The organism is Modestobacter sp. KNN46-3 (assembly GCF_011039295.1).
Map to the genome: position 1 here is coordinate 1 of NZ_JAAKGN010000009.1, position 25,749 is coordinate 25,749.

General features: G+C 73.7%; 25 protein-coding genes. 11 read left to right on the forward strand and 14 right to left on the reverse strand.

Going from position 1 to position 25,749, the window contains the following annotated elements; all coding sequences use genetic code 11:
• Nucleotides 1–136: 136 nt before the first annotated feature.
• Complete coding sequence (locus tag G5C62_RS04395) at nt 137–1,120, reverse strand: sugar ABC transporter substrate-binding protein (protein WP_164700063.1); 984 nt, start codon at nt 1,118–1,120, stop codon at nt 137–139.
• A gap of 287 nt (nt 1,121–1,407) precedes the next feature.
• Here G5C62_RS04395 and G5C62_RS04400 point away from each other — a divergent pair, with 287 nt between their 5' ends.
• Entirely contained in the window at nt 1,408–2,463 is a 1,056-nt protein-coding gene (locus G5C62_RS04400; RefSeq protein WP_036336420.1) for a Glu/Leu/Phe/Val dehydrogenase, read from the forward strand.
• 199 nt (nt 2,464–2,662) lie between these two features.
• Nucleotides 2,663–2,878 carry a DUF3073 domain-containing protein gene (locus G5C62_RS04405; protein ID WP_036336377.1) on the forward strand — a complete coding sequence of 72 codons (216 nt, stop codon included), beginning with the start codon at nt 2,663–2,665 and terminating at the stop codon, nt 2,876–2,878.
• A 125-nt stretch (nt 2,879–3,003) separates the two neighbouring features.
• On the opposite strand, the gene purM is transcribed toward G5C62_RS04405, so the two are convergent.
• From purM to G5C62_RS04425, 4 genes are all read right to left on the reverse strand, one after another.
• Complete coding sequence (gene purM / locus G5C62_RS04410) at nt 3,004–4,068, reverse strand: phosphoribosylformylglycinamidine cyclo-ligase (RefSeq protein WP_036336376.1); 1,065 nt, start codon at nt 4,066–4,068, stop codon at nt 3,004–3,006.
• Nucleotides 4,065–5,624, reverse strand: a complete 1,560-nt coding sequence (gene purF / locus G5C62_RS04415) for an amidophosphoribosyltransferase (RefSeq protein WP_164700064.1) — start codon at nt 5,622–5,624, stop codon at nt 4,065–4,067. Before purF ends, purM begins: the two co-directional genes overlap by 4 nt.
• 75 nt (nt 5,625–5,699) lie before the next feature.
• Nucleotides 5,700–6,308, reverse strand: coding sequence for an MBL fold metallo-hydrolase (locus tag G5C62_RS04420; RefSeq protein ID WP_164700065.1), 609 nt, complete (start codon nt 6,306–6,308; stop codon nt 5,700–5,702).
• Complete coding sequence (locus G5C62_RS04425) at nt 6,305–7,405, reverse strand: S-(hydroxymethyl)mycothiol dehydrogenase (protein WP_036336373.1); 1,101 nt, start codon at nt 7,403–7,405, stop codon at nt 6,305–6,307. The genes G5C62_RS04420 and G5C62_RS04425 overlap by 4 nt, the downstream gene beginning before the upstream one ends.
• Before the next feature lie 236 nt (nt 7,406–7,641).
• Between G5C62_RS04425 and G5C62_RS04430 the strand changes: the two genes are divergently transcribed.
• Together G5C62_RS04430 and G5C62_RS04435 are read left to right on the forward strand one after the other, a co-directional pair.
• Nucleotides 7,642–9,060: an OFA family MFS transporter gene (locus G5C62_RS04430; RefSeq protein WP_164700066.1), complete on the forward strand. Its 1,419-nt coding sequence runs from the start codon at nt 7,642–7,644 to the stop codon at nt 9,058–9,060.
• Nucleotides 9,057–9,206 carry a hypothetical protein gene (locus G5C62_RS04435; RefSeq protein WP_164700067.1) on the forward strand — a complete coding sequence of 50 codons (150 nt, stop codon included), beginning with the start codon at nt 9,057–9,059 and terminating at the stop codon, nt 9,204–9,206. The genes G5C62_RS04430 and G5C62_RS04435 overlap by 4 nt, the downstream gene beginning before the upstream one ends.
• 137 nt (nt 9,207–9,343) lie before the next feature.
• Here G5C62_RS04435 and G5C62_RS04440 read toward each other — a convergent pair whose 3' ends face one another.
• The 4 genes from G5C62_RS04440 to purS are packed head-to-tail and all read right to left on the reverse strand — an operon-like array spanning nt 9,344 to nt 13,042.
• Complete coding sequence (locus G5C62_RS04440; protein WP_036336371.1) at nt 9,344–9,754, reverse strand: sterol carrier family protein; 411 nt, start codon at nt 9,752–9,754, stop codon at nt 9,344–9,346.
• Nucleotides 9,755–9,790: 36 nt separating this feature from the next.
• Complete coding sequence (gene purL / locus G5C62_RS04445) at nt 9,791–12,112, reverse strand: phosphoribosylformylglycinamidine synthase subunit PurL (protein ID WP_241175695.1); 2,322 nt, start codon at nt 12,110–12,112, stop codon at nt 9,791–9,793.
• A complete protein-coding gene (gene purQ, locus G5C62_RS04450) occupies nt 12,109–12,783 on the reverse strand; it encodes a phosphoribosylformylglycinamidine synthase subunit PurQ (protein ID WP_164700068.1) in 675 nt (224 codons plus the stop codon). Before purQ ends, purL begins: the two co-directional genes overlap by 4 nt.
• Before the next feature lie 10 nt (nt 12,784–12,793).
• A complete protein-coding gene (purS, locus tag G5C62_RS04455; RefSeq protein ID WP_036336369.1) occupies nt 12,794–13,042 on the reverse strand; it encodes a phosphoribosylformylglycinamidine synthase subunit PurS in 249 nt (82 codons plus the stop codon).
• A 222-nt stretch (nt 13,043–13,264) separates the two neighbouring features.
• Between purS and G5C62_RS04460 the strand changes: the two genes are divergently transcribed.
• A complete protein-coding gene (locus G5C62_RS04460; RefSeq protein ID WP_164700069.1) occupies nt 13,265–13,930 on the forward strand; it encodes a PilZ domain-containing protein in 666 nt (221 codons plus the stop codon).
• Between the two features lie 45 nt (nt 13,931–13,975).
• Here G5C62_RS04460 and G5C62_RS04465 read toward each other — a convergent pair whose 3' ends face one another.
• A complete protein-coding gene (locus G5C62_RS04465) occupies nt 13,976–14,854 on the reverse strand; it encodes a phosphoribosylaminoimidazolesuccinocarboxamide synthase (RefSeq protein ID WP_164700070.1) in 879 nt (292 codons plus the stop codon).
• Entirely contained in the window at nt 14,851–16,158 is a 1,308-nt protein-coding gene (purB, locus tag G5C62_RS04470) for an adenylosuccinate lyase (protein ID WP_164700071.1), read from the reverse strand. The genes G5C62_RS04465 and purB overlap by 4 nt, the downstream gene beginning before the upstream one ends.
• A gap of 92 nt (nt 16,159–16,250) precedes the next feature.
• Between purB and G5C62_RS04475 the strand changes: the two genes are divergently transcribed.
• A complete protein-coding gene (locus tag G5C62_RS04475) occupies nt 16,251–17,699 on the forward strand; it encodes an AI-2E family transporter (RefSeq protein WP_164700072.1) in 1,449 nt (482 codons plus the stop codon).
• A gap of 93 nt (nt 17,700–17,792) precedes the next feature.
• On the opposite strand, the gene purD is transcribed toward G5C62_RS04475, so the two are convergent.
• Complete coding sequence (gene purD, locus G5C62_RS04480) at nt 17,793–19,046, reverse strand: phosphoribosylamine--glycine ligase (RefSeq protein WP_164700073.1); 1,254 nt, start codon at nt 19,044–19,046, stop codon at nt 17,793–17,795.
• Between the two features lie 56 nt (nt 19,047–19,102).
• The gene (gene rsgA / locus G5C62_RS04485; protein WP_241175696.1) at nt 19,103–20,041 is read right to left on the reverse strand and encodes a ribosome small subunit-dependent GTPase A; all 939 of its coding nucleotides are present in this window, start codon (nt 20,039–20,041) and stop codon (nt 19,103–19,105) included.
• Between the two features lie 179 nt (nt 20,042–20,220).
• Here rsgA and G5C62_RS04490 point away from each other — a divergent pair, with 179 nt between their 5' ends.
• Together G5C62_RS04490 and G5C62_RS04495 are read left to right on the forward strand one after the other, a co-directional pair.
• The gene (locus tag G5C62_RS04490; RefSeq protein ID WP_036336362.1) at nt 20,221–21,267 is read left to right on the forward strand and encodes a glycerophosphodiester phosphodiesterase family protein; all 1,047 of its coding nucleotides are present in this window, start codon (nt 20,221–20,223) and stop codon (nt 21,265–21,267) included.
• A 70-nt stretch (nt 21,268–21,337) separates the two neighbouring features.
• Nucleotides 21,338–21,505, forward strand: a complete 168-nt coding sequence (locus tag G5C62_RS04495; protein WP_164700075.1) for a hypothetical protein — start codon at nt 21,338–21,340, stop codon at nt 21,503–21,505.
• Nucleotides 21,506–21,761: 256 nt separating this feature from the next.
• On the opposite strand, the gene G5C62_RS04500 is transcribed toward G5C62_RS04495, so the two are convergent.
• The gene (locus tag G5C62_RS04500) at nt 21,762–23,051 is read right to left on the reverse strand and encodes an adenylosuccinate synthase (protein ID WP_164700076.1); all 1,290 of its coding nucleotides are present in this window, start codon (nt 23,049–23,051) and stop codon (nt 21,762–21,764) included.
• 76 nt (nt 23,052–23,127) lie between these two features.
• Here G5C62_RS04500 and G5C62_RS04505 point away from each other — a divergent pair, with 76 nt between their 5' ends.
• The 3 genes from G5C62_RS04505 (at nt 23,128) to G5C62_RS04515 (ending at nt 25,737) form a co-directional block, all read left to right on the forward strand.
• Nucleotides 23,128–23,745, forward strand: a complete 618-nt coding sequence (locus G5C62_RS04505; RefSeq protein ID WP_164700077.1) for a hypothetical protein — start codon at nt 23,128–23,130, stop codon at nt 23,743–23,745.
• Between the two features lie 73 nt (nt 23,746–23,818).
• The gene (locus tag G5C62_RS04510) at nt 23,819–24,919 is read left to right on the forward strand and encodes an ABC transporter permease (RefSeq protein WP_241175697.1); all 1,101 of its coding nucleotides are present in this window, start codon (nt 23,819–23,821) and stop codon (nt 24,917–24,919) included.
• Complete coding sequence (locus G5C62_RS04515) at nt 24,916–25,737, forward strand: ATP-binding cassette domain-containing protein (protein WP_164700078.1); 822 nt, start codon at nt 24,916–24,918, stop codon at nt 25,735–25,737. The genes G5C62_RS04510 and G5C62_RS04515 overlap by 4 nt, the downstream gene beginning before the upstream one ends.
• Nucleotides 25,738–25,749: the final 12 nt, after the last annotated feature.

Here is a 25,749-nt window from a genome sequence, read left to right on the forward strand (position 1 = left end):
AAGAACCCCAGGATGACGACGGCCCCGATGAGCGAGCCGAGTTCGGGCTTGACCATCAGCCGGCGCCACGGACCGACCCGGGCGACGCGTTCGTCCGCGCGGGCCGGCCCGTCGACGGGCGCCTCCCGGGTCGCGCTCAGCGGGTCCCTGCCGAGGCGAGGTCGGCGATCTCGTCGACGTTCTCGGCGTCGACGATCCCCGGGCCGGTCAGCACCGCCTGGCCGCCGCCGACGGTGTTGAGGTTCTCCGCGTACAGCTTGAGCATCACGATGGGCAGGTAGCCCTGCTCGTACTGCTGCTGGTCGACGGCGAAGGAGATCGTGCCGTCCTGGATGGCGGAGATGACGTCGGCGTTGAGGTCGAAGGTGGCGATCGCGGCGTCGGAGCCGGCGTCGGCGGCGGCCGAGGCGGCCACCGAGGCGACGGCGGAGTTCAGCGTCAGCACGGCGTCGATCGAGGGGTTGCTCTGCAGCTGCGAGGTGATCGTCGACTGGGCCGCCTGCAGGTCGTTGATGTCCACCTGCAGCAGCTGCACGTCGCTGCCCAGCCCCTGGGAGGCGCCGTCGCACCGCTGCTCGAGGCCGATGTTGCCCGCCTCGTGCACCACGCACAGCACGTTCGTCGCGCCGTCCTGGGCCAGCCGCTGCCCGGCGCCGACGCCGGCGATCGTCTCGTCCTGCCCGACGTGCCCGATCGCGCCGAACTCGGCGGAACGCTCGGCGCCGGAGTTGATCGTCACCACCGGGATGCCTGCCTCCGTCGCGGCGCTGATCGAGTCCTCGAGCGCGTCGGGGTTGGCCATGGAGACCACGATGCCGTCGACGTCCTGGTTGACCGCGGCCTCGATCAGCTGGGACTGCCGCTGCGGGTCGCCGTCGCTCTGGTAGTCCACACCGACGCCGAGGTCCTCCCCGGCGGCCTCGGCGCCGTTCTGCACCACGTCCCAGAAGGCGTCACCGGCCGCCCCGTGGGTGACGACGGCGAAGTCGAGGTCACCGGAGGCGGCCGTGCCACCGCCGTCCCCGCCCTCGTCGCCACCGCCGGAGTTCTCCGTGGAGCAGGCGCTCAGCAACAGGGGTGCCGCCAGGGCGAGTGCGAGCAGCCGCTTGGATCGAGCCATCGTGTGCGTGTCCTCCTGTGTGGCGGCGCTGCGATGCCCCGCTGGTGTCCTCCACCGGTCGGCCCCGACTCGGGCCACCCAGAGGAGTGTGCGGCACCGGGGTCGGCCGGCGCCTGTGGTCCACCTCTGATCATGCCCGCCGCGGCAGGCGGACACGGCACGGACCTCCTCGACGAGACCCGGTCGTTGCCGTTGCGCCGTCCGCGGAGCGGCGACAGCGCCCCCGCGGGGGCGCGCGCACGCGGCGGACAGGCCCGCGGCTGCCTAGGCTGCAGGTCGTGGACGTGATGGGCTCCGGGCACGAACAGGTCGTCTTCTGCTCCGACCCCGGGTCGGGGCTGCGCGCGGTGATCGCGGTCTACTCCACCGCGCTCGGCCCGGCGCTCGGCGGCACCCGCTTCTTCCCCTACGCCTCCGAGGAGGCCGCGGTGGCCGACGCGCTCGCGCTGTCGAAGGCGATGGCCTACAAGAACAGCCTGGCCGGCCTCGACCTGGGCGGCGGCAAGGCGGTCATCATCGGGGATCCGCACACCGACAAGACCGAGGCGCTGCTGCGCGCCTACGGGCGCTTCGTCGAGAGCCTCGGCGGGCGGTACCTCACCGCGTGCGACGTCGGCACCTACAACGCCGACCTGGACGTCGTGGCCCGGGAGACCCGCTTCGCCCACGGCCGGTCCGAGGCCTTCGGCGGCTGCGGCGACTCCTCGGTGCTCACCGCCTTCGGCGTCTTCCAGGGGATGCGCGCCGCGGCCCAGCACCGCTGGGGCTCCCCGACGCTGGCCGGCCGCACCGTCGCGGTCGCCGGGGTGGGCAAGGTGGGCAGCTGGCTGGTCGACCGGCTGATCGCCGACGGCGCGTCCGTCGTCGTCACCGACGTCGACCCGGCCGCGGTCGCCCGGGTCCGGGCCCGGCACTCCGCGGTGCAGGCGGTCGCCGACACCGCGACCCTGGTGCGCACGCCGCACGACGTCTACGCCCCCTGCGCCCTCGGTGGCGCCCTGGACGACGAGACCGTCGCCGTGCTGCCCGCCGAGATCGTCTGTGGCGGGGCGAACAACCAGCTGGCCCACGAGGGCACCGCCGAGCTGCTGCGCGGCCGGGGCGTCCTCTATGCCCCCGACTACCTGGTGAACGCCGGCGGCGTGATCCAGGTCGAGGACGAGCGGCACGGGTTCTCCTTCCCCCGGGCCGAGTCGAAGGCGACCTCGATCTTCGACGTCGCGCTGCGGGTCTTCGCCGCGGCCGATGCCGAGGGCGTCTCCCCGGCCGTGGCCGCCGACCGACTCGCCGAGGAGCGGATGAGCTCGGTGGGGCGACTGGCGACCATCCGACTGCCCCGATGACCGGCTCCTGCAGCCGAAACGGGTGAGACCCCGGTCACATCCACCTCCGGATGGGGCAGCCGGGGGGTGGGCTGCGTGCCCGTGACCGATCCGTGTCGTAAGCTCGGCCAAGGACACAGTCACTCAGTCGGGGTCGCCACACGGGCCGTCCAGCCCAGTGCTGGAGACGACCCGCACTCCGTCACGAGGGGGTCGAGCCATGGGGCGCGGCCGAGCGAAGGCCAAGCAGACACGCGTGGCCCGTGAGCTCAAGTACAGCTCACCCAACACCGACCTCACTGCCCTCCAGCGCGAACTGGCTGGACAGCCGTCGTCGTTCCCCTCCCGGGGGCCGAAGGACGACGACGAGGACGACACGCACGTCGGGAGCTGGTCGCAGGACGACGAAGATGACGACTGGGCTGCCAGCCGCTGAACCGGCGACCCAGCCCTCTGTAGCACGGCGACACCGCTCCTCCTCCGGGGGGAGCGGTGTCGCCGTGCGTCCCGACCCCCGGCAGGTCCCGCCGCGAGCGAGCGGTGGGAGCCGGGGGCCCTCCGTCAGCGGTAGGAGCTGACCAGCCGCGCCGAGGCGTCTCCGTCGTGCGGCCCGACCGTGCCGGCCACCCAGGCCGGGACGCCGCGGGCGAGGAGCAGCTCGACCGCCCGGTCCGCGTGCTCGGGTGCGACCGCGGCCACCATGCCGACGCCGCAGTTGAAGGCCCGCTCGGACTCCGCGCGCGGCACCCCGTGCTCCTCCAGCAGCCGCACCACCGCGGGCAGCGCCCAGGTGCTCCGGTCCAGCACCGCCTCCAGCCCGGCCGGGACGACGCGGACCGTGTTGCCGGCCAGCCCGCCACCGGTGATGTGGGCGAAGGCGTGCACCGTCTCCACGCCCAGCTGCTCGACCAGCGCGAGGCAGTCCCGGGCGTAGATCCGGGTGGGCTCGAGGAGCTCGTCCCCGAGCGGGCGGCCGAGGCCGGCCGGGGTGCCGGTGAGGTCCAGCCCCGCCCGGTCGATGACCCGGCGCACCAGCGAGTAGCCGTTGGAGTGCAGCCCGGACGAGGCCATGGCGACGACGACGTCACCGGCCCGCACCCGCTCCGGCCCCAGCACCGCATCGGCCTCGACGACCCCGACCGCGGTGGCGGCCAGGTCGTAGTCGTCGGCACCCATGAGGTCGCCGTGCTCGGCGGTCTCCCCGCCGACCAGCGCGGCTCCGGCCTGCGTGCAGCCGTCGGCGATCCCGGTGACGATGGCGGCGATCCGCTCCGGCACGACCCGACCGCAGGCGACGTAGTCCTGCAGGAACAGCGGCTCGGCGCCGCAGGCGACCAGGTCGTCGACGACCATGGCGACCAGGTCGATCCCGACGGTGTCGTGCCGGTCCAGGGCCCGGGCCAGCGCGATCTTGGTGCCCACGCCGTCGGTCGAGGAGGCGAGCAGCGGCTTGCGGTACTTGGCGGTGTCCAGGGCGAACAGCCCGGCGAACCCGCCCAGGCCACCGACGACCTCCGGACGGTTGGTCTTCTCCACCGCGGCGCGCATCAGGGTGACCGCTCGCTCGCCGGCGTCGATGTCGACCCCGGAGGCGGCGTAGGTCAGATCGCCCTCGTGGGTCGTCACGGCCGGCTCAGCGCGTCGTCGGCACCGCCGGGGACCATCGGGCTGCCGGCCTGCTGGCCGGTCCACCCGGTGACCGCGGAGGCATCCTCGGTCAGCGCCCGGCGGCCGATGCCCTCGAGCAGGTGCTTGCCCAGCACCTCCGGCTGGCCCAGGGCGATCGGGTACTCGCCGGTGAAGCAGGCCGTGCACAGCCGGTTGGCCGGCTGCTCGGTGGCCGCGATCAGCCCCTGCTCGGAGACGTAGCCCAGCGAGTCGGCGTTGATCGAGGCGCGCACGCCGTCGACGTCCAGCCCGTTGGCGACCAGCTCGGCGCGGCTGGCGAAGTCGATGCCGTAGAAACAGGGCCACTTCACCGGCGGCGAGGCGATCCGCACGTGCACCTCGAGCGCACCGGCCTCGCGGAGCATCCGGATCAGCGCGCGCTGGGTGTTGCCGCGCACGATCGAGTCGTCGACGACCACCAGACGCTTGCCGCGGATGACGTCGCGCAGCGGGTTGAGCTTCAGCCGGATGCCCAGCTGCCGGATCGTCTGGCTGGGCTGGATGAAGGTGCGCCCGACGTAGGAGTTCTTGACCAGGCCCAGCCCGTAGGGGATCCCCGAGGCCTCGGCGTACCCGACCGCGGCCGGCGTGCCCGACTCGGGCACCGGGATGACGAGGTCGGCCTCGACCGGGTGCTCCTTGGCCAGCCGGCGGCCGATCTCGACCCGAGCCGCGTGCACGCCGCGGCCGGAGATCGTGGTGTCCGGCCGGGCGAGGTAGACGTACTCGAAGACGCAGCCCTTGGGGTCGGCGACGGCGAAGTGCTGACTGCGCAGCCCGTCCTCGTCGATGGCGATCAGCTCACCGGGCTCGACCTCTCGGACGAACGAGGCACCGCAGATGTCCAGCGCCGCCGTCTCGCTGGCGACGACCCAGCCCCGCTCCAGCCGGCCGAGGACCAGCGGCCGCACGCCCTGTGGGTCACGCGCGGCGTAGAGGGTGTCCTCGTCCATGAAGGTGAAGCTGAACGCCCCCCGCAGGCGCGGGAGCACCTCCATCGCCGCCGCCTCGACCGACATGTCGGGCTTGGCCGCGATCAGCGAGGTGACCAGGTCGGAGTCGTTGGTCGCGACGAACGCCCCGGCCACGCCCTCGTCGGCCGCAGCACTGGCCAGCTCGGCGGTGTTCACCAGGTTGCCGTTGTGGCACAGCGCCAGCCCGGTGCCCGCCCCGGTGGTGCGGAACGTCGGCTGGGCGTTCTCCCAGGTGGAGGCCCCAGTGGTGGAGTACCGGGCGTGGCCGACGGCGATGTGACCACGGAGGCTGCCGAGCGTCGGCTCGTCGAACACCTGGCTGACCAGGCCGAGGTCCTTGTAGACCACGACGGAGGAGCCGTCGGACACCGCGATGCCGGCCGCCTCCTGACCGCGGTGCTGGAGGGCGTACAGGCCGAAGTAGGTCAGCTTGGCGACCTCCTCCCCCGGGGCCCAGACCCCGAAGACGCCACAGGCGTCCTGGGGACCAGGAGATTGGGGGTCGAGGTCGTGCGTCAGCCGTCCATCACCGCGAGGCACAGGTGCGAGCGTACCGGCTGCGCCGTCCCCTCCCGGGTGGGACCGCTCACTCGGGAGGGGACGGCGGAGGACCGGCTAGGAGATGTTGCCCAGCTCGGCGTGGATCGTGGTGTCGTCGCCGTGACCGGTCCTGACCACCGTGTCACCGTGCAGCGTCATCAGCCGGTCGGTGATCGACCGCAGGATCGTCGGCTTGTCGCTGAACGACCGCCCGGTGGCGCCAGGGCCACCGCAGAACAGCGTGTCGCCGGTGAAGACGGTGCGCAGGTCCGGCGCGTGCAGGCAGGTGCTGCCCGGGGAGTGCCCGGGGGTGTGCAGCGCGTGCAGCTGCACGTCGCCCACGCCGAACCGGGTGCCCTCGACCAGGTCGTGGTCGGGCTCGGTGTCGGGGTGGACGACGTCCCAGAGCATCCGGTCTGCGGGGTTGAGCCAGATCGGTGCCCCGGTGGCCTCACGCAGGGCGACCGCCGCGGTGATGTGGTCGTTGTGCCCGTGGGTGAGCACGATCCCGGTCACCCGGCGGCCGCCGATCGCCTCGACGATGGGGGCGGCGTCGTGCGGCGCGTCGATGACGAGCACCTCGTCGTCGTCCCCGACCAGCCAGACGTTGTTGTCGACGTCGAAGTCCTGCCCGTCGAGGCTGAAGACCCCGCTGACGACAGCCTGCTCGACCCGGGCCCTCACTGGCCGGCCCCCTCGAACACGACCACGGAGCGCAGCACCTCACCGGCGTGCATCTTGTCGAAGGCCGCCTCGACGTCCTCGATCCCGATCGTCTCGCTGACGAACGCGTCGAGGTCGAACCGGCCCTGCAGGTACAGGTCGATCAGCATCGGGAAGTCCCGGCTGGGCAGGCAGTCGCCGTACCAGGAGGACTTGAGCGCGCCACCGCGGCCGAAGACCTCGATCAGCGGCAGCTCGATCGTCATCGTCGGGTTCGGCACACCGACCAGGACGACGGTGCCGGCCAGGTCGCGGGCGTTGAACGCCTGCTCGTAGACCGCCGGGTGCCCGACGGCGTCGATCGCCACGTCGACCCCGAACCCGCCGGTGAGCGCCTTGATGGCCTCCACCGCGTCGGTCTCGGAGGAGTTGACCGTGTGCGTGGCGCCCATGCCCTTGGCCCACTCGAGCTTCTTGTCGTCGATGTCGACGGCGATGATCGTGCCCGCGCCGGCGAGCCGGGAGCCGGCGATCGCGGCGTCACCGACGCCACCGCAGCCGAAGACGGCGACCGAGTCGCCGCGGCCCACCCCGCCGGTGTTGATCGCCGCACCCACACCGGCCATCACGCCGCAGCCCAGCAGCCCGGCCGCGGTCGGCTTCGCCGCGGGGTCGACCTTCGTGCACTGCCCGGAGTGGACCAGCGTCTTCTCGGCGAACGCACCGATCCCCAGCGCCGGGGAGAGCTCGGTGCCGTCGGCCAGCGTCATCTTCTGCGCGGCGTTGTGGGTGTTGAAGCAGTACCAGGGCTTGCCCTTGGCGCAGGCCCGGCACTCCCCGCACACCGCGCGCCAGTTCAGCACCACGTAGTCGCCGACGGCCACGTTGGTGACGCCCTCGCCGACCGCGGAGACCAGGCCGGCCGCCTCGTGGCCCAGCAGGAACGGGAACTCGTCGTTGATCCCGCCCTCCCGGTAGTGCAGGTCGGTGTGGCAGACCCCGCACGCCTGGACGTCGACCACCGCCTCACCCGGCCCCGGGTCGGGGACGATGATCGTCTCGATGGTGACCGGAGCACCCTTGCTCAGGGCGACGACGCCCTTGACCTCGTACGGCATGTCGCCAGCCTAGGGAACGGGACGGCCGTTCCGCTCCCCGCTCCCGCACCGTGGAAACGGCGGTTGTGCGTGCAACGAATTGGTCTCAGCCTCACCCGGCTGGGGTTCGCCGTGCAGCCGGAATCGTCACAGCGTCGTACGGTGCCCTCGGCCGCGACCTGTGTCACACCTGTGAACGGGCCGCGACCGGGTTGCGTCCGCCGGGCGCGCCGTTCCCGTACCTCGGAGGTCGTTCCGTGGCACTACCCAGCTTCCTGGCCCGGGAGCGCATCATCGCTCGTCCGGGCTTCAACCGCTGGCTCATCCCGCCAGCCGCGCTCGCCGTGCACCTGTGCATCGGCCAGGCCTACGCGACCAGCGTCTACAAGGCCGCGCTCGTCTCGCACTTCGACTCCAGCCTGACCGCGATCGGCATCATCTTCTCGATTGCCATCGTCATGCTCGGCCTCTCCGCCGCCGTCTTCGGCACCTGGGTCGACCGGAACGGCCCGCGTGCCGCCATGTTCACCGCCGCGTGCTTCTGGTCCGCCGGCTTCCTGGTTGGCGCCCTCGGCATCTCCACCGAGCAGCTGTGGCTGGTCTACCTCGGTTACGGCGTCCTCGGCGGCATCGGGCTGGGCATCGGCTACATCTCCCCGGTCTCCACGCTGATCAAGTGGTTCCCGGACCGGCCGGGCCTGGCCACCGGCATGGCGATCATGGGCTTCGGTGGTGGCGCGCTCATCGCCTCGCCGCTGTCCCGCCAGCTGATGAACTGGTACGACCCGACCTACGACGGCACCATCGGCACCACGCCCACGGGCGCGGCCGTCGCCCAGCTGTTCGTCACGCTGGGCATCGTCTACCTGGCCTTCATGATGTTCGGCGCCTTCATCATCCGCGTCCCTGCACCCGACTGGCGCCCCGACGGCTTCGACCCGTCCACGGTCAAGGCCAAGTCCCTGGTGACGACGGAGAACGTCTCCGCCAACAACGCCATCAAGACCCCGCAGTTCTGGCTGCTCTGGACGGTGCTGTTCTGCAACGTCACCGCCGGCATCGGCATCCTCGAGCAGGCCGCGCCGATGATCCAGGACTTCTTCCGCAACGGGGAGACCTCTGCGGTCGCCGCGGCGACCGCGGCCGGCTTCGTCGGGCTGCTCTCGCTGTTCAACATGGGCGGCCGGTTCGTGTGGTCCAGCACCTCGGACTACATCGGCCGCAAGCCGATCTACATGGTGTACCTGGGCGTCGGCCTGGTGCTGTACGTCCTGCTGGCCACCGTCGGCAGCACCGCCACCTGGGTCTTCGTCATCCTCGCCGCGATCATCATCTCGTTCTACGGCGGTGGCTTCGCCACGGTCCCGGCCTACCTGCGGGACCTCTTCGGGACCTACCAGGTCGGCGCGATCCACGGTCGGCTGCTGACCGCCTGGGCGGCTGCCGGCATCGCCGGCCCGCTGATCATCAACGGCGTCCTCGACGCCCGCGGCACGCCGGGTCAGCTCACCGCCGGTGACTACCGTCCGGCGCTGTTCATCATGGTCGGTCTGCTGGCCGTCGGCTTCGTCGCCAACCTGCTGATCAAGCCGGTCGCCGAGAAGTGGTTCGAGCCGAAGGACACCGACGCCCCCACCACCGCGTCCACCACCGGAGATCGGAGCCTCTCGCGATGAGCACCTCACAGCGCACCGGTGACCAGCAGGCCACCACGCACACCCCGACCGGTCTCGTCGCCTTCGCCTGGGCCCTGGTCGGCGTCCCCCTGGCCTACGGGCTGTACAACACGGTGAAGGCGGCCAGCGCGCTCTTCGGCGGCTGACCCACCCGCACCACGCAGCACAGCGCCCCTCCTGCCACCGGCAGGAGGGGCGCTGTCGTTGGGGCCACCCGCACCCACAGTCGGTCATCGGCGGACGGCGGCGCCCATCGGCGTGGCGGGCTGCCGGCCGCCGATGATCAACCCGGGGAGGGATGCGGCCCGGAGGCTCGGACCGGGCGCAGCGGGAGGTGCTCGGAGAGGTCGGCGCGGTTGCCGCTGGCGCTGACCCGCCCCTCCCCCACCGCCTCGGCCCAGGAGAGCGCGCCGGTCGCCAGCCGCAGCCAGGTCGCGGCGTCGGTCTCGACCACGTTCGGCGGGGTGCCGCGGGTGTGCCGCGGCCCGGGCACGCACTGCACCGCCACGAACGGCGGCACCCGCAGTTCGACCGAGCGCCCGGGCACGTGCTGGGCCAGCCAGCGCGCCGAGGTCTTCACCGCAGCCCCCAGCACCGCGCGGGGCGGCTGCTCGGCCTCCCCGGCCAGCCAGCCGGCCGTGGGGGCGAGCGCCGCCCGCAGGTCCTCGGCCGAGATCGGCGCGACCCCGGCCATCAGCGCGGGACCGGGACCAGCACAGCGGACACGAGGTCAGCTCGTCGGGACGGTGCCCGCCGGGACGGTGCCCACCGCGACCTCCGGGCTGCCGAACAGCGCCGGCAGGGTCGCCGTCCACGCCGCCCGCAGCTCGGCCAGCGGCAGCTCCAGCAGACCGTCCAGCACCAGGGCGTCGCCGCCCGTCGTCCCGAGCTCGGTGACCGGCACGCCCGCCGCCTCGGCCACTGCCCGCACCGCGGCGGGGTCGGCGGTGGTGACCACGACGCGGGCCACCGACTCGCCGAACAGCGCCGCCGTCGGGTCGCCGGTCACGTTCAGCCGGGCGCCGGTGCCGTACCGCAGCGCCGACTCGGTGAGCGCCTGCGCCAACCCGCCGTCGGCCAGGTCGTGCGCCGAGCTGACCAGCCCGTCGGCCGCCAGGGAGGTGAGCACCTCGCCCAGCGAGCGCTCGGCGGCCAGGTCCAGCCGGGGCGGCAGCCCGCCCAGGTGGCCGTGGACGACCGCGGCCCAGGCCGAGCCACCGAGCTCCGGCCGGGTCTCCCCCAGCAGCAGCACGGACTCGCCGTCGGTCCGCCAGCCGGTGGGCACCCGGCGGGTGACGTCGGCGTGCACGCCCAGCACCCCGATCACCGGGGTCGGGTTGATCGCGACGTCACCGGTCTGGTTGTAGAGGCTCACGTTGCCGCCGGTGACCGGCAGGCCGAGCTCGCGGCAGCCGTCGGCCAGGCCGCGGACGGCCTCGGCGAACTGCCACATCACCTCGGGGTTCTCCGGGGAGCCGAAGTTCAGGCAGTTGGTGACCGCCAGCGGCTTCGCGCCGGAGACGGCGACGTTGCGGTAGGCCTCGGCCAGGTTCAGCTGGGCGCCGGTGTAGGGGTCCAGCCGGGCGTAGCGGGCGTTGCCGTCCAGTGAGAGCGCGATGCCCAGGTTGCTGGACTCGTCGATCCGCAGGACGCCGGCGTCCTCGGGCTGGGCGAGCACGGTGTTGCCCCGCACGTAGCGGTCGTACTGCTCGGTGACCCAGCTCTTGTCCGCGCCGTCCGGGCTGGAGACGACGGCGAGCCAGTCGGCCCGCAGGTCGGCCGAGGACGACGGCGGGGTGTCGGCCTGCAGCGCGTCCAGGTCGGCCGGGCGGGACATCGGTCGCTCGTAGCGCGGCCCCTCCAGGGCGACCGTGCGCGGCGGGACGTCGATGATCCGCTCGCCGTGCCAGTCGATGGTGAGCCGGTCCCCGTCGGTGACCTCACCGATGACGGTGGCCAGCACGTCCCACTTGGCGCAGACCGCGAGGAAGGCCTCCACCTTGTCCGGCTCGACGATCGCGCACATCCGCTCCTGCGACTCGCTCATCAGGATCTCGGCGGGGGTGAGCGTCGAGTCCCGCAGCGGGACGGCGTCCAGGTCGATCGCCATGCCACCCGAGCCGGCCGCGGCGAGCTCGCTGGTGGCGCAGGAGATGCCGGCCCCGCCGAGGTCCTGGATGCCGGTGACCAGGCCGGCGGCGAAGATCTCCAGGCAGGCCTCGATCAGCAGCTTCTCGGTGAACGGGTCGCCGACCTGGACGGCGGGGCGCTTGGCCGGGCCCTCGGCGTCGAAGGTCTCGCTGGCCAGCACCGAGACGCCGCCGATGCCGTCGCCGCCGGTGCGGGCCCCGAAGAGGACCACCTTGTTGCCGACCCCCTCGGCCTTGGCGAGCTGCAGCTCCTCGTGCCGCAGCACGCCGACGCAGAGCGCGTTGACCAGCGGGTTGCCGGCGTAGCAGTCGTCGAAGAGCAGCTCGCCGCCGATGTTGGGCAGGCCCAGGCAGTTGCCGTAGCCGCCGACCCCGGCGACCACGCCGGGCAGCACCCGGGCGGTGTCGGGGGCGTCGGCGCGACCGAAGCGCAGCGAGTCCATGACGGCGATCGGGCGGGCGCCCATGGTGAGGATGTCGCGGACGATGCCGCCGACCCCGGTGGCCGCGCCCTGGTAGGGCTCGACGTAGCTCGGGTGGTTGTGCGACTCGACCTTGAAGGTGACCGCGTAGCCCTCGCCGACGTCGACCACGCCGGCGTTCTCGCCCATGCCGACCAGCAGGGCGTCGCTCTTCGGCAGGTCACCGAAGCGGCGCAGGTGCACCTTGGAGGACTTGTAGGAGCAGTGCTCGCTCCACATCACCGAGTACATCGCCAGCTCGGCCGTGGTCGGCCGGCGCCCGAGGATCTCCCGGATCCGGGCGTACTCGTCGTCCTTCAGCCCCAGCTCGGCGTAGGGCTGCGCGTCGTCGGGCTGCTCGGTGGCGAGCGTGACGGTGTCCAGCCGGTTCGTCCGGCCCGGGGCGGTGTCGAGCTCGGAGAGGCCCTCGGTGGCGCTCACGCGGCGACCACCAGGGCGGAGAGGACCGAGGTGAAGAAGCCCAGGCCGTCGACCGACGGGCCGGTGAGCTCCTCGACCGCGTGCTCCGGGTGCGGCATCAGCCCGACCACCCGGCCGTCGGCGCTGGTGACCCCGGCGATGTCGCGGGAGCTGCCGTTGGGGTTGCCGTCGACGTAGCGCACCACCACCCTGCCCTCGCCCTCCAGCCGGTCCAGCTCGGCCGGTGCCGCCACGTAGCGACCCTCGCCGTTCTTCACCGGGACGACGATCCGCTGGCCCTGCTCGAACGACGACGTCCACGCGGTGTCGGCGCGCTCGACCAGCAGCCCCTGGTCACGGTTGCGGAAGTGCAGGTGGCCGTTGCGGGTGAGCGCACCGGGCAGCAGCCCCGCCTCGCAGAGCACCTGGAAACCGTTGCAGATGCCCAGCACCGGCAGGCCGCCGTGCGCCGCGGCCACGACGTCGGCCATCAGCGGCGAGCGGGCGGCGATGGCGCCGGCCCGCAGGTAGTCGCCGTAGGAGAAGCCGCCGGGCAGGACGACGGCGTCGACGTCCTTCAGGTCGTGGTCGGCATGCCACAGCGCCACCGGCTCGCCGCCGGCGAGGCGCACTGCGCGCGCTGCGTCGACGTCGTCCAGGGAACCCGGGAAGGTGATGACACCGATGCGCACTGGGTCTCTCTCAGTCGGTGGTGCGAGCGGGGAGGTGCAGCTCGACGTCCTCGATGACGGGGTTGGCCAGCAGCGTCTCGGCGATCTGGCGCAGCTCGGCCTCGTCGGGCTCGCCGTCGACCTCGAGGACGAAGTGCTTGCCCTGACGGACGCTGCGCACGCCGGTGTGGCCGAGGCGCCCGAGGGCGCCGAGCACCGCCTGCCCCTGGGGATCGGAGATCTCTGGCTTCAGGACGACGTCGACGACCACCTGGGACACGCCGATGAGGGTACCGGCTGGGCGATGGGCGCCGACACCACACCGGTCGGCGGACCGGTCGTGCACGACCGGTCACCCGCTGCCCGGAGTCCTCCGACCGCGGCTCATCCGAAGGGGTCACGGACCTGCACCGTTGTGCTGGACAACCGGCACCGCCTGCCGATGATGGGCCCGGACACGGTCGCCACCCGGCGGTCGGCGAGGTGGACGGAGGAGCACGGGATGGTCGCCGGAGTGCCCAACGTGGACCACCCGGCCGCGGCCACCGCGCTCAGCGTCCTCCCCCTCGGGGAGGACGAGGCGCTCACCGCCCGGGTCCGCCGGGAGAGCGAGTCGTACCTCTACCTCAGCGCACCGCGCAACGCCCTCGGAGAGGCCACCCCCTTCGTCGAGCGGGACATGCTCGAGCTGTCCTGGCAGGCCGACGACGGCCTCCGGTCCGTCCCGGCCGACGCGGTCGCGGTCACCGACGACGGCCTGTGGAAGGTCAGGGTCACCGGCCCGGCCAGCAAGATCCAGCGCCGCGACGCCGTCCGCGCCCCCATCGGGCTGTCGGTGACCCTCTCCTGGGACCGCGCCACCCTGGTGGGGAGCACCGCCGACCTCAGCGAGGGCGGGCTGCTCGCCGTCTTCCGCCCGCACGGCGACCTGGGCGTGGGCGTCCCGTTCCCGACGAGGAACCAGTCACTGACCCTCTCGCTCGACCTCTACTCCGACGAGCTCGTCACCGAGGTGGCGCTGGTCCGCCGCAGGCCCCGGCAGGACAACCTGCACGAGTGGTCGCTGCGCTTCGTCGACCTGCCCGACCCGGCCGCCGACCTGATCCGCTCGCACGTCTTCACCGCGCTGCGCAACGCCCGCGCCCGCGGCATCACCGCCATCTACTGAGCCACCAGAATGGCCATCTTGGTGGGGACGGGGGGCTCGGGCGGCTCAGTTCCAGGGCAGGCCGGTGAGCTGTTCGTAGGCCCTCACGTAGCGGTCGCGGGTGGCGGCGACGACGTCCTCCGGGAGCTCCGGCGGCGGGGACACCCGGTCCCAGCCGGAGGTGGTCAGCCAGTCCCGGACGTACTGCTTGTCGAAGGACGGCTGCGGCGCGCCCGGCGACCAGGTCATCGCCGGCCAGAAGCGCGACGAGTCCGGGGTCAGCACCTCGTCGGCCAGCACGAGGCCGTCCGCGGCCGTGCCGAACTCGAACTTGGTGTCGGCCAGCACGATCCCGACCTGCTCGGCGATCTCCGCGCCGCGGCGGTAGAGCGCCAGGGTCAGCGACCGCAGCGCCTCGGCCCGGTCGGCGCCGACGGCGTCGACGACCTGGGCGAACCCGATCGCCTCGTCGTGCTCGCCCACCTCGGCCTTCGTCGAGGGGGTGAACACCGGCTCGGGCAGCCGGGAACCCTCGACCAACCCGGCCGGGAGCGGGACGTCGACGATCGCACCCGTGCGCTGGTACTCGACCGTGCCCGAGCCGGACAGGTAGCCGCGGGCCACGCACTCCACCGGGAGCATCTCCAGCCGGCGGACCAGCATCGACCGGCCGGTCAGCTCGGCCGGGACGCCGGAGGCGAGCAGGTCGTCACCGGCGGCCAGCAGGTGGTGCTCGGCGCCGTGCTCGGCCAGCACCGGCGCCAGCTGCTCGAACCACCACACCGACAGCGCGGTGAGCACGCGCCCCTTGTCCGGGATCGGGGTGGGGAGCACGTGGTCGTAGGCGGAGACCCGGTCGCTGGCGACGAGCAGCAAGCGGTCGTCGTCGACGGCGTAGACCTCGCGGACCTTGCCCTGGGCGACGAGCTCGAAGGGCAGGCTCACGACAGCGCGGCCAGCCGGTCGAACAGCGGGCCCAGGTTCGCCACGTACTGCTCCGGCCGGCAGATCTCGTCCAGCCGGGCCTCGTCGAGGGTCACGCCGTCCTCGGTCGCCCGCTCGCGCAGCGTCTGCCGGAACGGGGTGCCGTCGGACCAGGTGCGCATCGCCGCGGACTGCACCAGCGCGTAGGACTGCTCACGGCTCATCCCGCCCTCGACCAGCTCCAGCAGCACCGACGAGGTGTAGATCAGCCCGCCGGTGGACTCCAGGTTGGCGCGCATCCGGTCGGCGTCGACGACGAGGTTCTCCACCAGGCCGGCGGTCAGGTCCAGCAGGTAGTCGGTGGTGATCGCCGCGTCGGGCAGGAACACCCGCTCGGTGGAGGAGTGCGAGATGTCCCGCTCGTGCCACAGCGGGATGCCCTCCATCACCGGCACGATCGCCGCACGCACGACCCGGGCCAGCCCGGCGATCCGCTCGGAGCGGATCGGGTTCTTCTTGTGCGGCATGGCGCTGGAGCCCTTCTGGCCCTTGCCGAACGCCTCGGACAGCTCGCGCACCTCGGTGCGCTGGCCGTGCCGCACCTCCAGGGCGATCGCCTCGCACACCGTGGCGATGACGGCCAGCGCGGACACCCACTCGCTGATGCCGTCGCGCAGCACCACCTGGGTGGACGCGTCGGCGGCGCGCAGGTCCAGCGCCTCGGCCACGGCGACCTCGACCGAGGGGTCGATCAGGGAGTAGGTGCCGACGGCGCCGGAGATGGCCACCACGCCGACGGCCGAACGGGCCCGGCGCAGCCGGTCCCGGGAGCGGGCCATCGCGAAGGCGAGGTCGGCGACCCGGTGGCCCCAGACGACCGGCTCGGCGTGCACGCCGTGGGTGCGGCCCACCTTGATCGTGTCCCGGTGCGCCAGCCCGTGGTCGCGCAGCGCCACCACCAGCCGGTCGGCCTTGGCCAGCAGCACGTCGGTGGCGTCGGTGAGCTGGACGGCGAGCGCGGTGTCCAGCAGGTCCGAGGAGGTCATGCCGTGGTGCACGTAGGCCGCGGCCGAGCGCGGCTCGGTGTTGTCGGCCCAGGCGGTGAGGAAGGCGATGACGTCGTGCTGCGTCGTCTCCTCGATCTCCGCGACCCGCTCGGGAGTGGGCGGCGGCGCGTTGCGCACCGGCTCGACGACGTCGGCGGGCACCCGCCCGGCGGCCGCGTGCGCCTCCAGCACCAGGGTCTCGACCCGGCACCACAGGTCGTACTTGTGCTGATCGCTCCAGACCCGGCCCATCTCCGGCAGGGTGTACCTGTCGATCATGCGGGCACCGCTTCGGACCGGTCAGCTCGTCGCACCACGGCCCCATCCTCTCGCACCGCTGCGAGCGGGCCCCCATCAGCTCGGAGGACTCGATGTTGCAGCGGGCCAGACGCGTGGTCGACCGGGCGCGGGAGCGCATCCGGGCCGCCGCCGAGCACGATCCGCACGCCTGGCCCGACGGCACCGTGCTGGTCCTGGAGGACGGCAGCCGCGCCATCGTCGACCACGTCGAGGAGCCGCACCCGGGTGACGGCCACCAGGCCACCGGCGCCCCCGTCCGCGACGCTGCTCCCCTCGCTCCCGGCAGCCCGCACCCCGACGCCCCGGACGTCGACGTCCCCGGCGGGGTCAGCGGCCCCCCGGCACCGGGTGGCCCGCCTCCGGCGCCCGGCCGCGACCGCAGCCGGGGCAGCCTGCTGGCCCCGGAGTCCGCTCCCCGGGCCGTGGAGCGGGACGTCCCCTACGGCCTGCGGGTCGCCGCGGCCTGGTCGTGGCGGACGGTGGCCGTGGTGGCGGCGCTGTACCTGCTGCTGCGCGCGGCGGGATACGTCGCCGTCGCCATCGTGCCGGTCATCGTGGCGCTGCTGCTGGCCGCGCTGCTCCAGCCGGGCGCGGCCTTCCTGCGGCGCAACGGCTGGCCGAGCTCGCTGGCCGCGCTGACCATGCTCGTCGTCGGCCTGGGTGTGGTCGCCGGGATCGTCACCCTCGTGGTGGAGGAGTTCGCCGCCGGCTACGCCGACCTCGTGTCCCAGGTCGACGAGGGGCTCACCCGGGTCCAGGCCTTCGTCACCGGCACCTTCCCGGTGACCGACGGCCAGATCACCGATGCGCTCGACGACGCGAGCCAGGCCATCGCGGACAACCAGGACGTGCTCACCTCCGGCGCGCTGACCACGGCCGCGACCGTCGGCGAGGTGCTCACCGGCGCCCTGCTGGCCCTGTTCACGCTGTTCTTCTTCCTGCTCGACGGCCGGCAGATCTGGCTGTGGGTGGTCGGGCTGACGCCGGTGAACTCGCAGGCCTACCTGGACGAGGCGGCCCGCCGGTCCTGGCGCACGCTGATCTCCTACGTGCGGGCCACCGTGGGGGTGGCCGCCTTCGACGCCGTCTTCATCGGCATCGGCCTGGTGTTCCTCGGGACGCCGCTGGTCGTGCCGCTCGCCGCGCTGGTCTTCCTCGGCGCCTTCATCCCGATCATCGGGTCGTTCCTGGCCGGCACGGTCTCGGTGCTGGTCACCCTGGTCGCCGTCGGACCGGTCCGGGCGCTGATCGCCCTGGGGATCATCGTGCTGATCATGCAGCTGGAGAGCCACGTGCTGCAGCCGCTGCTGCTGGGCCGCGCGGTCTCTGTGCACCCGCTGGCCGTGGTGCTCGGCATCGCCGCCGGGCTGCTGATCGGCGGGATCTTCGGTGCGCTCATCGCCGTCCCGGTGATCGCCTGCGGCAACGTGGCGGGCACCTACCTGTCCCGGCGGCACGAGGGTCCCCGGCCACCCCAACCCGACACCCGCCGCGCCCGCCGGCCGGTCACCGCTCGGTGAGCCCGGGCATCGACGGGCCTGAGCCGGCCCGCCGACCGTTGGACCGCGTCAGGACGTGGACCCACCGTCGGTCGCGCGGCTCGACCCCACCGGTTACACCGTGATGCGGCCCTCGACGGCGGCCAGGGCGATGTCGGTGCGCCAGTGCGCTCCGGCCAGCCGGACGGACGCCAGCCGCTCGTAGACGGTCTGCCGCGCCGCGGCCAGATCGTCGCCGACCGCGGTGACCGCGAGCACCCGCCCCCCGGCCGAGTGCACCAGACCGTCGGCGCCCAGCGCCGTGCCGGCGTGCAGCACGCCCTCGCCGTCGGCACCGGTGATCGGGTCGCCGAGGCGCGGCCGCTCGGGGTAGCCCGAGGCGGCGACGACGACGGTCACCGCCGCCCCGTCCCGCCAGCGCAGCGGCGGCTGCTCGGCCAGCGTGCCGGTGGCCGCGGCGTACAGCAGCCCGGCCAGCGGGGTCTCCAGGAGCGGCAGCACGACCTGGGTCTCCGGGTCGCCGAACCGGGCGTTGAACTCCACCACCCGCACGCCGCGTGAGGTCAGCGCCAGCCCGGCGTAGAGCAGGCCGCTGAACGGCTCCCCCCGGCGGGCCATCTCGTCGATCGTGGGCTGCAGGACGGTGGCGCGGACCTGCTCGACCAGACCGGCCGGCGCCCAGGGCAGCGGCGCGTAGGCGCCCATCCCGCCGGTGTTGGGCCCGCCGTCGCCGTCGTCCCGGCGCTTGTGGTCCTGGGCGGGCAGCAGCGGCACCACCGTCGTCCCGTCCGACAGCGCGAACAGCGACACCTCCGGGCCGTCGAGGAACTCCTCGATGACCACCGAGTGCCCGGCGTCCAGCACGGCTCGCCCGTGCGCGACGGCCGCCGCCCGATCGGTGGTGACCAGCACCCCCTTGCCGGCCGCCAGCCCGTCGTCCTTGACCACGTAGGGGGCGCCCGCCTCGTCCAGCGCGGTCTCCAGCTCGGCAGTGCCACCGACGGCCCAGAACTGCGCCGTCGGGACCCCGGCGGCGGTCATCACGTGCTTGGCGAAGGCCTTGGACCCCTCGATCTGGGCGGCTTGGGCCGAGGGACCGAAGCAGGCGATCCCGGCGTCGCGCACCGCGTCGGCGGCGCCGGCGACCAGCGGCACCTCCGGGCCGACCACGACCAGGTCGGCCTGCCACTCGACGGCGAGGGCGCTGACCGCGACCGGGTCAGCGGCGTCCAGCGGGAACGCCTGGGCCAGGGTGACGGTGCCGGCGTTCCCTGGTGCGCAGGCCAGCGCCGTGACGGCGGGGTCGGACTGCAGAGCCACGCACAGGGCGTGCTCCCGGGCACCGGAGCCGATCACGAGGACGCGCACCGGGCGAACCTACCCACCGGCGCCGGAGGCACCACAACGGCCGTTTCGTGGGGAGGTCACCGCCCGGGCCGGGCGCGCAGCTGCCGGTGCAGCGCCCGCAGCCGGGCCGACTCGGCCGCGCGGGCCCGGGCGTCGGCGCGCAGCTCCTGCCGGTGGGCCTCGGCCTGCAGCTTGCGCCAGGCGACGAACCGCGCGGGGTCCAGGTCGCCGCGGTCGATCGCGGCCGCCACCGCGCAGCCGGGCTCGGTGCGGTGCGCGCAGTCCCGGAAGCGGCACCCGGCCGCCCAGTCGGCCACGTCGGCGTAGGTCGCCGACAGCCCCTCGCCGTCGGCCAGCGCCAGCTCGCGCATCCCGGGGGTGTCGATCAGCAGCCCGCCGCCGGGGATCGGGTGCAGCTCCCGCGCCGTGGTGGTGTGCCGGCCGCGCCCGTCGCCGCGGATCCCGGCGACCGCGGCCACCGGCTGGCCGGCCAGGGCGTTGAGCAGGCTGGACTTGCCCACGCCGGAGGGGCCGACCATCGCCGCGGTGCACCCGGCCGGGACGAGCTCCCGCACGGCGGCCAGCCCGCTGCCGGTGACCGCGCTGACGGGCAGGACGTCGACGCCGACGGCGTCCTCGGCGACCTGCGCCACCGCCGCCGGCACGTCGGCGCACAGGTCGGCCTTGGTGAGGACGACGACCGGCGTCGCCCCGCTGGCCCAGGCGACGGCGAGGTACCGCTCGATCCGCCGCAACCTCGCCTCGGCCCCCAGGGCGTCGACCACGAGGACGACGTCGACGTTCGCCGCGACCACCTGCGCACCGGACCCGCGGCCGGCCGCCGTGCGCACGAAGGCGGTGCGCCGCGGCAGCACCTGCACCGCCTGCTCACCGCGCAGCGCCACCCAGTCCCCGACCGCGGGCGCGGTCCTCGCGTGCATAGCGCCGGCACAGCTGACCCGGCGCTCACCCTCGGCGGTGAGCACGGTGAGCCGGCCACGGTCGACCCGCGCCACCCGGGCCACCTCCCCTTCGTCGGGGAGCCCGGTGACGTGCTCTCCTACACCTACCCCTGCTGAGAGATCCCTCACAGGGGTCATGCTCGTCTCCAGGTGAGGGCGCTGTCCCCCGATTTGTCCTCATGAAGTCGGCGCGCGTTCAGACCCCGGACAGCGAACTGGGTTTCCCTGGAGCCATGCAGGAGACCGGCCTGAAGGCCGTTCACTCGCCCCGTCAGGAGCGCTCACCGCGCATCATCGGGCACCGCGGTGCCCCCAGCTACCGCCCCGAGCACACCGTGGCCAGCTACGAGCTGGCGATCGACCTGGGTGCCGACCTGATCGAGCCCGACGTCGTGGTGACCCGGGACGGCCAGCTCGTGGCCCGCCACGAGAACGAGCTCTCCCGGTCGACCGACGTGGCCCAGCACCCCGAGTTCGCCGACCGCCGCCGCACCCAGGAGGTGGACGGCGAGGAGCTGACCGGCTGGTTCAGCGAGGACTTCACCCTCGCCGAGCTGCGCACCCTGCGCGCGGTCGAGCGGCTGCCCGGGATGCGGCCGATGAACACCGCCTACGACGGCCGGTTCGGCATCCTGACCCTGGCCGAGGTCGTGGAGGTGGTCCGGCGCCGCTCCACACCCGGCCGCGAGGTGCGGGTGCAGGCCGAGCTGAAGTGCCCGGCCTGGTTCGCCGCGCAGGGGCTGCCGATGACCGAGCTGGTCGCCGCGGAACTGCGCCGGCTGGACGCCACCCGGTCCGACGGCTCCGTCGTCGTCATGGCCTTCGAGCAGTCGGCGCTGCGCGAGCTGCGGGCCGACCTCGGCAGCGACGGCCCCCGGCTGGTGCAGCTGATCGAGGAGGAGGGCCGTCAGGACGCCCTCGTGACCCCTTCGGGCCTGCGCGAGGTCTCCACCTACGCCGACGGGATCGCGCCGCACAAGGGCCGGATCCTGCTGCACGGCGCCGACGGCGGGCTGGTCGGCGTCTCGGACCTGATCACCCAGGCGCACCGGGCCGGGCTCACGGTCGAGCCGTGGACGCTGCGGCCGGAGAACGTCTTCCTCCCCAGCCACCTGCGCCGCGGCGGCGACCCTCGCGGGCTGGGCGACGCCCAGACCGAGGCCCGGCTGCTCTTCGCCCTGGGCGTCGACAGCGTGATCACCGACGCGCCGGAGACCGCCCACCGGGCCCGCGCGGAGCTCTCCGCCGCCGCCATGGCCCCGGTGCGCCCCCGAGTCTGAGCGCTCCCGCCGGCCGGCGGGACCAACCCGGTCGATGGCGGAGGCGATCATGCGCTGGTTGACTCGCGGCATGACGGCCATCCCGGAACCGGACTCACCCCTCGACCCGGACCAGCCGGTGCCGGACGACGCCGGCGAACTGCTGCCGGACACCCCGGACACGCTGCCGCCCCCGCCGATCGAGTCGACGCCCGACGACCCCGGCGGCGACACCGGTGGCGTCCCCGAGCCCGCCTGACACCAGCCACGTGACGGGCCAGGCCGGAAACCGGTCGAGCGCCCGGACAACGCAAGGGACGACTCGGGTCGGGCGCCCCGACAACGCGGGCCGGGGACGGCTTGGGTGAGCCGACCCCTGAACGCGACCCCTGGGTCGCCGTGAGGCGACTGTGGGCTGAGGTCGCGGGGCCGGAGGCTCCCGACCTCAGCGCACGAAGCGGCTCAACGTCCGCCGGGCACCCCTCCTGGCCGCGGTGCGGCCCGGAGGGTCGCCATCAGTTCAGCAGGTCGTGCAGGACGACGTTCTCGTCCCGCCCGGGGCCGACGCCGATGACGCTGACCCGGGCGCCGGAGAGCTCCTCGAGCCGGCGCACGTAGGCCTGCGCGTTGGCCGGCAGGTCCTCGAAGCGACGGCAGGCGGTGATGTCCTCGAACCAGCCGGGCATCTCCTCGTAGATCGGCTTCGCGTGGTGGAAGTCGGTCTGCGTCATCGGCATCTCGTCGTGCCGCACCCCGTCGACGTCGTAGGCGACGCAGATCGGCACCGTCTCCAGCCCGGAGAGGACGTCGAGCTTGGTGAGGAAGTAGTCGGTGATGCCGTTGACCCGGCTGGCGTAGCGGGCGACCACGGCGTCGAACCAGCCGCACCGCCGGTCGCGGCCGGTGGTCACGCCGACCTCGCCGCCGTGCTTGCGCAGGTACTCGCCCCACTGGTCGTGCAGCTCGGTCGGGAAGGGGCCGGAGCCCACGCGGGTCGTGTAGGCCTTGAGGATGCCGACGACCCGCTCGATCCGGGTGGGGCCGACGCCGGCGCCGACGGCCGCGCCGCCGGCGGTCGGGTTGGACGACGTCACGAACGGATAGGTGCCGTGGTCGACGTCCAGCAGGGTGCCCTGCGAGCCCTCCAGCAGCACCCACTCACCGGCGTCGAGGGCCTTGCCCAGCAGCAGCCGGGTGTCGACGATGCGGTGCTTGAGCGCCTCGGCGTAGGCCGCGTACTCCTCGACCACCTCGTCGACGTCGATGGCCTTGCGGTTGTAGACCTTGACGAGGACCTGGTTCTTCTCCTGCAGCGTGCCCTCGAGCTTCTGCCGCAGGATCGACAGGTCGAGCAGGTCCTGCACCCGGATGCCGGTGCGGGCCACCTTGTCGCCGTAGGCCGGGCCGATGCCGCGGCCGGTGGTGCCGATCTTGCGCTGGCCGAGGAACCGCTCGGTGACCCGGTCCAGGGCTCGGTGGTGCGGCATGATCAGGTGCGCGTCGGAGGAGATCACCAGGCGCGAGGTGTCCACCCCGCGCTCCTCCAGGCCGGCGAGCTCGCCGATGAGCACCTCGGGGTCGATGACCACGCCGTTGCCGATGACCGGCGTGCAGCCCGGGGTGAGGATCCCGCTGGGGATCAGGTGCAGCGCGTACTTCTCGCCGTCCGGGGTGATCACGGTGTGGCCGGCGTTGTTGCCACCCTGGTAGCGCACGACGTACGGGACGCGGCCGCCCAGCAGGTCGGTGGCCTTGCCCTTGCCCTCGTCGCCCCACTGGGCGCCGATCAGCACGACTGCCGGCATCGGGGGGTTCTCCTCGTTCGTCGCGTCTGCCCAAGACACCGGCGGTTCCCGGCTGGCCAGGTGGCAGGGTATCGGCATGCCCGCGACTCAGCTCGACCTGCGCGGCCTGGCGGCGGTCCAGCCGCCATCGCGCCGGCACGTCGCCTCGGTGGTGGACGGCGCCGAGGCGGTGCACGTGCTGGGCCCGGTGCCGGCGCTGTCCGCCGTCCTGACGCGGTTGTGGAAGACCGAGCGGCTGCCCGCGGTGCCGGTGAGCTGGGAACCCGCGGACGACCCGGCGTCCACCGGGCTGGCCCGCTCCCTGGGCGTCGGCACCGGAGCCGAGCGGGAGCTGCCGCTGGTCCGCGACGACCACGGTGGGGTGCTGCTGCACACCGGCCTGGTGACCGCGCACGGCGCGTCGCGCCGCCTCCTGGCCCGCCGGTTCGGCGCCCGGGCGTACTGCGACGACACCCGGGTGGCCGACGGCTCGATCACCCGGATCGACGTCCGACCGGACTGGACGGCGGTGGACCGGATCGGCGTGACGGTGGTGACGCTGCCGCTGCGCCCGGTGCGCCGGGCCGTCGGGCGGGCCCTGCAGATGGCGTCGGACCCGGCCCAGGTCAGCCGGGACGGCGTGCCGTTCGACCGCCAGGTCACGAAGTGGACCTGGTACGCCGACGACCGGGTGCGCTGGCGCCTGCGCCCCTGACGGGCGACGGTCCGGCCGCCGGCGATCGTGGACACTGGGGACTCCGCCCCGCTCGAGGAGGTCCCGCGTCGCCGTGCCACCCCTGCACCCCTTCTCGGCCGAGTCCCCGGTGAGCACCGAGCGCCCGGCCGGCTTCGGCCCCGTGGCGCCCGCCGCCCCCCGCTCGGCCGGGCGCCGGGTGCTGGACCGGCTGCTCGCCCGCCCGGGCATCGGCGCGCTGTTCGGGGTGCTGGTGCTCGCCGTCTTCTTCGGGCTGCAGGCACCGGGGCTGATCAGCTCCGGTGGCCTGGCCACCGTGCTCGACATCGCCGCCCCGCTGGGCATCGGCGGCGTCGCGGTCGCGCTGCTGCTGGTCGCCGGCCAGTTCGACCTGTCCATCGGGGTCGTCGCGGTGGGCAGCAGCCTGGTCACCGCGCTGCTGGTGACCCAGCTCGGCCTCGGCATCTGGCCGGCCCTGCTGGTGTCGCTGCTCGCCGCCCTGCTGGTCGGGGCGGCCAACGGGCTGCTCGTGGTGACCACCGGGCTGCCCAGCTTCCTGGTGACGCTGGCGACCTTCCTCGTGCTGCAGGGCGCCTCGCTCGCCGGGGCCGCCGCGATCGCGGGGTCCTCGCGGATCACCGGGCTGGCGGACGCACCGGGCTGGGAGTCGGCGCTGGCGGTGTTCGGGGCCACCGCGCAGCTCGGTGACGGACGGTTCCGCATCTCGCTGCTCTGGTGGCTGCTGGCCACCGTCCTGACCACCTGGCTGCTGTGGCGCACCCGCTTCGGCAACGCCGTCTTCGCCAGCGGCGGCGCGAGCCGGGCGGCCCGGGAGCTGGGCGTCCCGGTCGCGCGCACGACGGTCCTGCTGTTCCTGGGCACCGCCGCGGCCGGCTGGCTGATCGGCACCCTGACCCTGGTCCGGCTCGGCGGCGTGCAGGTCGACCCGGCCCTGGGCGACGAGATCGAGTTCATCGTGGTCGCGGTGATCGGCGGCTGCCTGCTCACCGGCGGGTACGGCTCCACCGTGGGCGCCGCACTGGGGGCGCTGCTGTACGCCGTGGCCCGGGAGGGCCTCTCGCTGGCCGACTGGGACCCGCGCTGGTTCCAGGCCTTCCTCGGGATGCTGCTGCTGGTGGCCCTGCTGGTCAACGGCGTGGTCCGCCGCCGGCTCCGCTCGGTGCCCCGCTCATGAGCACGGCCGCCCACCTGTCCGCGCACGGCTCCCCGGCGCCGGTCCTGGAGCTGCGCGGGGTGACGGTCCGCTTCGGCAGCGTGCCGGCCTTGTCCGGGGTGTCGCTGGCCCTGCGGGCCGGCGAGGTGGTCTGCGTGCTCGGGGAGAACGGCTCGGGCAAGTCGACGCTGGTCGCCGTCCTCTCCGGCCTGCAGCAGCCGGCCGAGGGCGAGCTGCTGGTCGACGGCCGGCTCGAGCGCTTCCGGTCACCGCAGCAGGCTCGCGCCTGCGGGATCGCCACGGTCTGGCAGGACCTGGCGATCGCGCCGCTGATGTCGGTCTGGCGCAACTTCTTCCTCGGCGCCGAACCGACCCGCGGGCTGTGGCCGTTCCGGCGGCTGGACGTCGGGCGGGCCGAGGAGATCACCACCCGGGCGATGGCCCGGGTGGGCGTCCCAGGGCTCGACCCCGGTCAGGCCGCCAGCGCGCTGAAGGCCGGGGAGCGACAGAGCCTGGCGATCGCCCGCGCCCTGCACTTCGGCGCCCGGGCACTGGTCATCGACGAGCCCACCGCGCCGATGACGGTGGCCCAGCGGGCACTGGTGCTGCAGTCGGTGGTGGCCGCCCGCGAGGCGGGGCTCGCCGTGCTGTTCGTGACCCACAGCCCGCAGCACGCGCACCTGGTCGGCGACCGCTTCCTGCTGCTCGGCGGTGGGCGGGTGGCCGGTGACCTGACCCGGGAGGACGTCGACGTGCACGACCTGACCCGGCTGGTCGCCGGCGGCGACGAGCTGTCCCGGCTGGGCGACTCGCTGCGGGCTGCCCAGCGCGACCGCTGAGCGGGTGGCCGC

What these genes read in the sequence shown, in the direction of transcription:
- G5C62_RS04395 (WP_164700063.1), bottom strand. Translation starts at nt 1,120, where the DNA reads ATGGCTCGATCCAAGCGGCTGCTCGCACTCGCCCTGGCGGCACCCCTG.
- G5C62_RS04400 (WP_036336420.1), top strand. Translation starts at nt 1,408, where the DNA reads ATGGGCTCCGGGCACGAACAGGTCGTCTTCTGCTCCGACCCCGGGTCG.
- G5C62_RS04405 (WP_036336377.1), top strand. Translation starts at nt 2,663, where the DNA reads ATGGGGCGCGGCCGAGCGAAGGCCAAGCAGACACGCGTGGCCCGTGAG.
- G5C62_RS04425 (WP_036336373.1), bottom strand. Translation starts at nt 7,405, where the DNA reads ATGCCGTACGAGGTCAAGGGCGTCGTCGCCCTGAGCAAGGGTGCTCCG.
- G5C62_RS04435 (WP_164700067.1), top strand. Translation starts at nt 9,057, where the DNA reads ATGAGCACCTCACAGCGCACCGGTGACCAGCAGGCCACCACGCACACC.
- G5C62_RS04440 (WP_036336371.1), bottom strand. Translation starts at nt 9,754, where the DNA reads ATGGCCGGGGTCGCGCCGATCTCGGCCGAGGACCTGCGGGCGGCGCTC.
- G5C62_RS04460 (WP_164700069.1), top strand. Translation starts at nt 13,265, where the DNA reads ATGGTCGCCGGAGTGCCCAACGTGGACCACCCGGCCGCGGCCACCGCG.
- purB (WP_164700071.1), bottom strand. Translation starts at nt 16,158, where the DNA reads ATGATCGACAGGTACACCCTGCCGGAGATGGGCCGGGTCTGGAGCGAT.
- G5C62_RS04475 (WP_164700072.1), top strand. Translation starts at nt 16,251, where the DNA reads ATGTTGCAGCGGGCCAGACGCGTGGTCGACCGGGCGCGGGAGCGCATC.
- G5C62_RS04490 (WP_036336362.1), top strand. Translation starts at nt 20,221, where the DNA reads ATGCAGGAGACCGGCCTGAAGGCCGTTCACTCGCCCCGTCAGGAGCGC.
- G5C62_RS04495 (WP_164700075.1), top strand. Translation starts at nt 21,338, where the DNA reads ATGACGGCCATCCCGGAACCGGACTCACCCCTCGACCCGGACCAGCCG.
- G5C62_RS04500 (WP_164700076.1), bottom strand. Translation starts at nt 23,051, where the DNA reads ATGCCGGCAGTCGTGCTGATCGGCGCCCAGTGGGGCGACGAGGGCAAG.
- G5C62_RS04505 (WP_164700077.1), top strand. Translation starts at nt 23,128, where the DNA reads ATGCCCGCGACTCAGCTCGACCTGCGCGGCCTGGCGGCGGTCCAGCCG.
- G5C62_RS04515 (WP_164700078.1), top strand. Translation starts at nt 24,916, where the DNA reads ATGAGCACGGCCGCCCACCTGTCCGCGCACGGCTCCCCGGCGCCGGTC.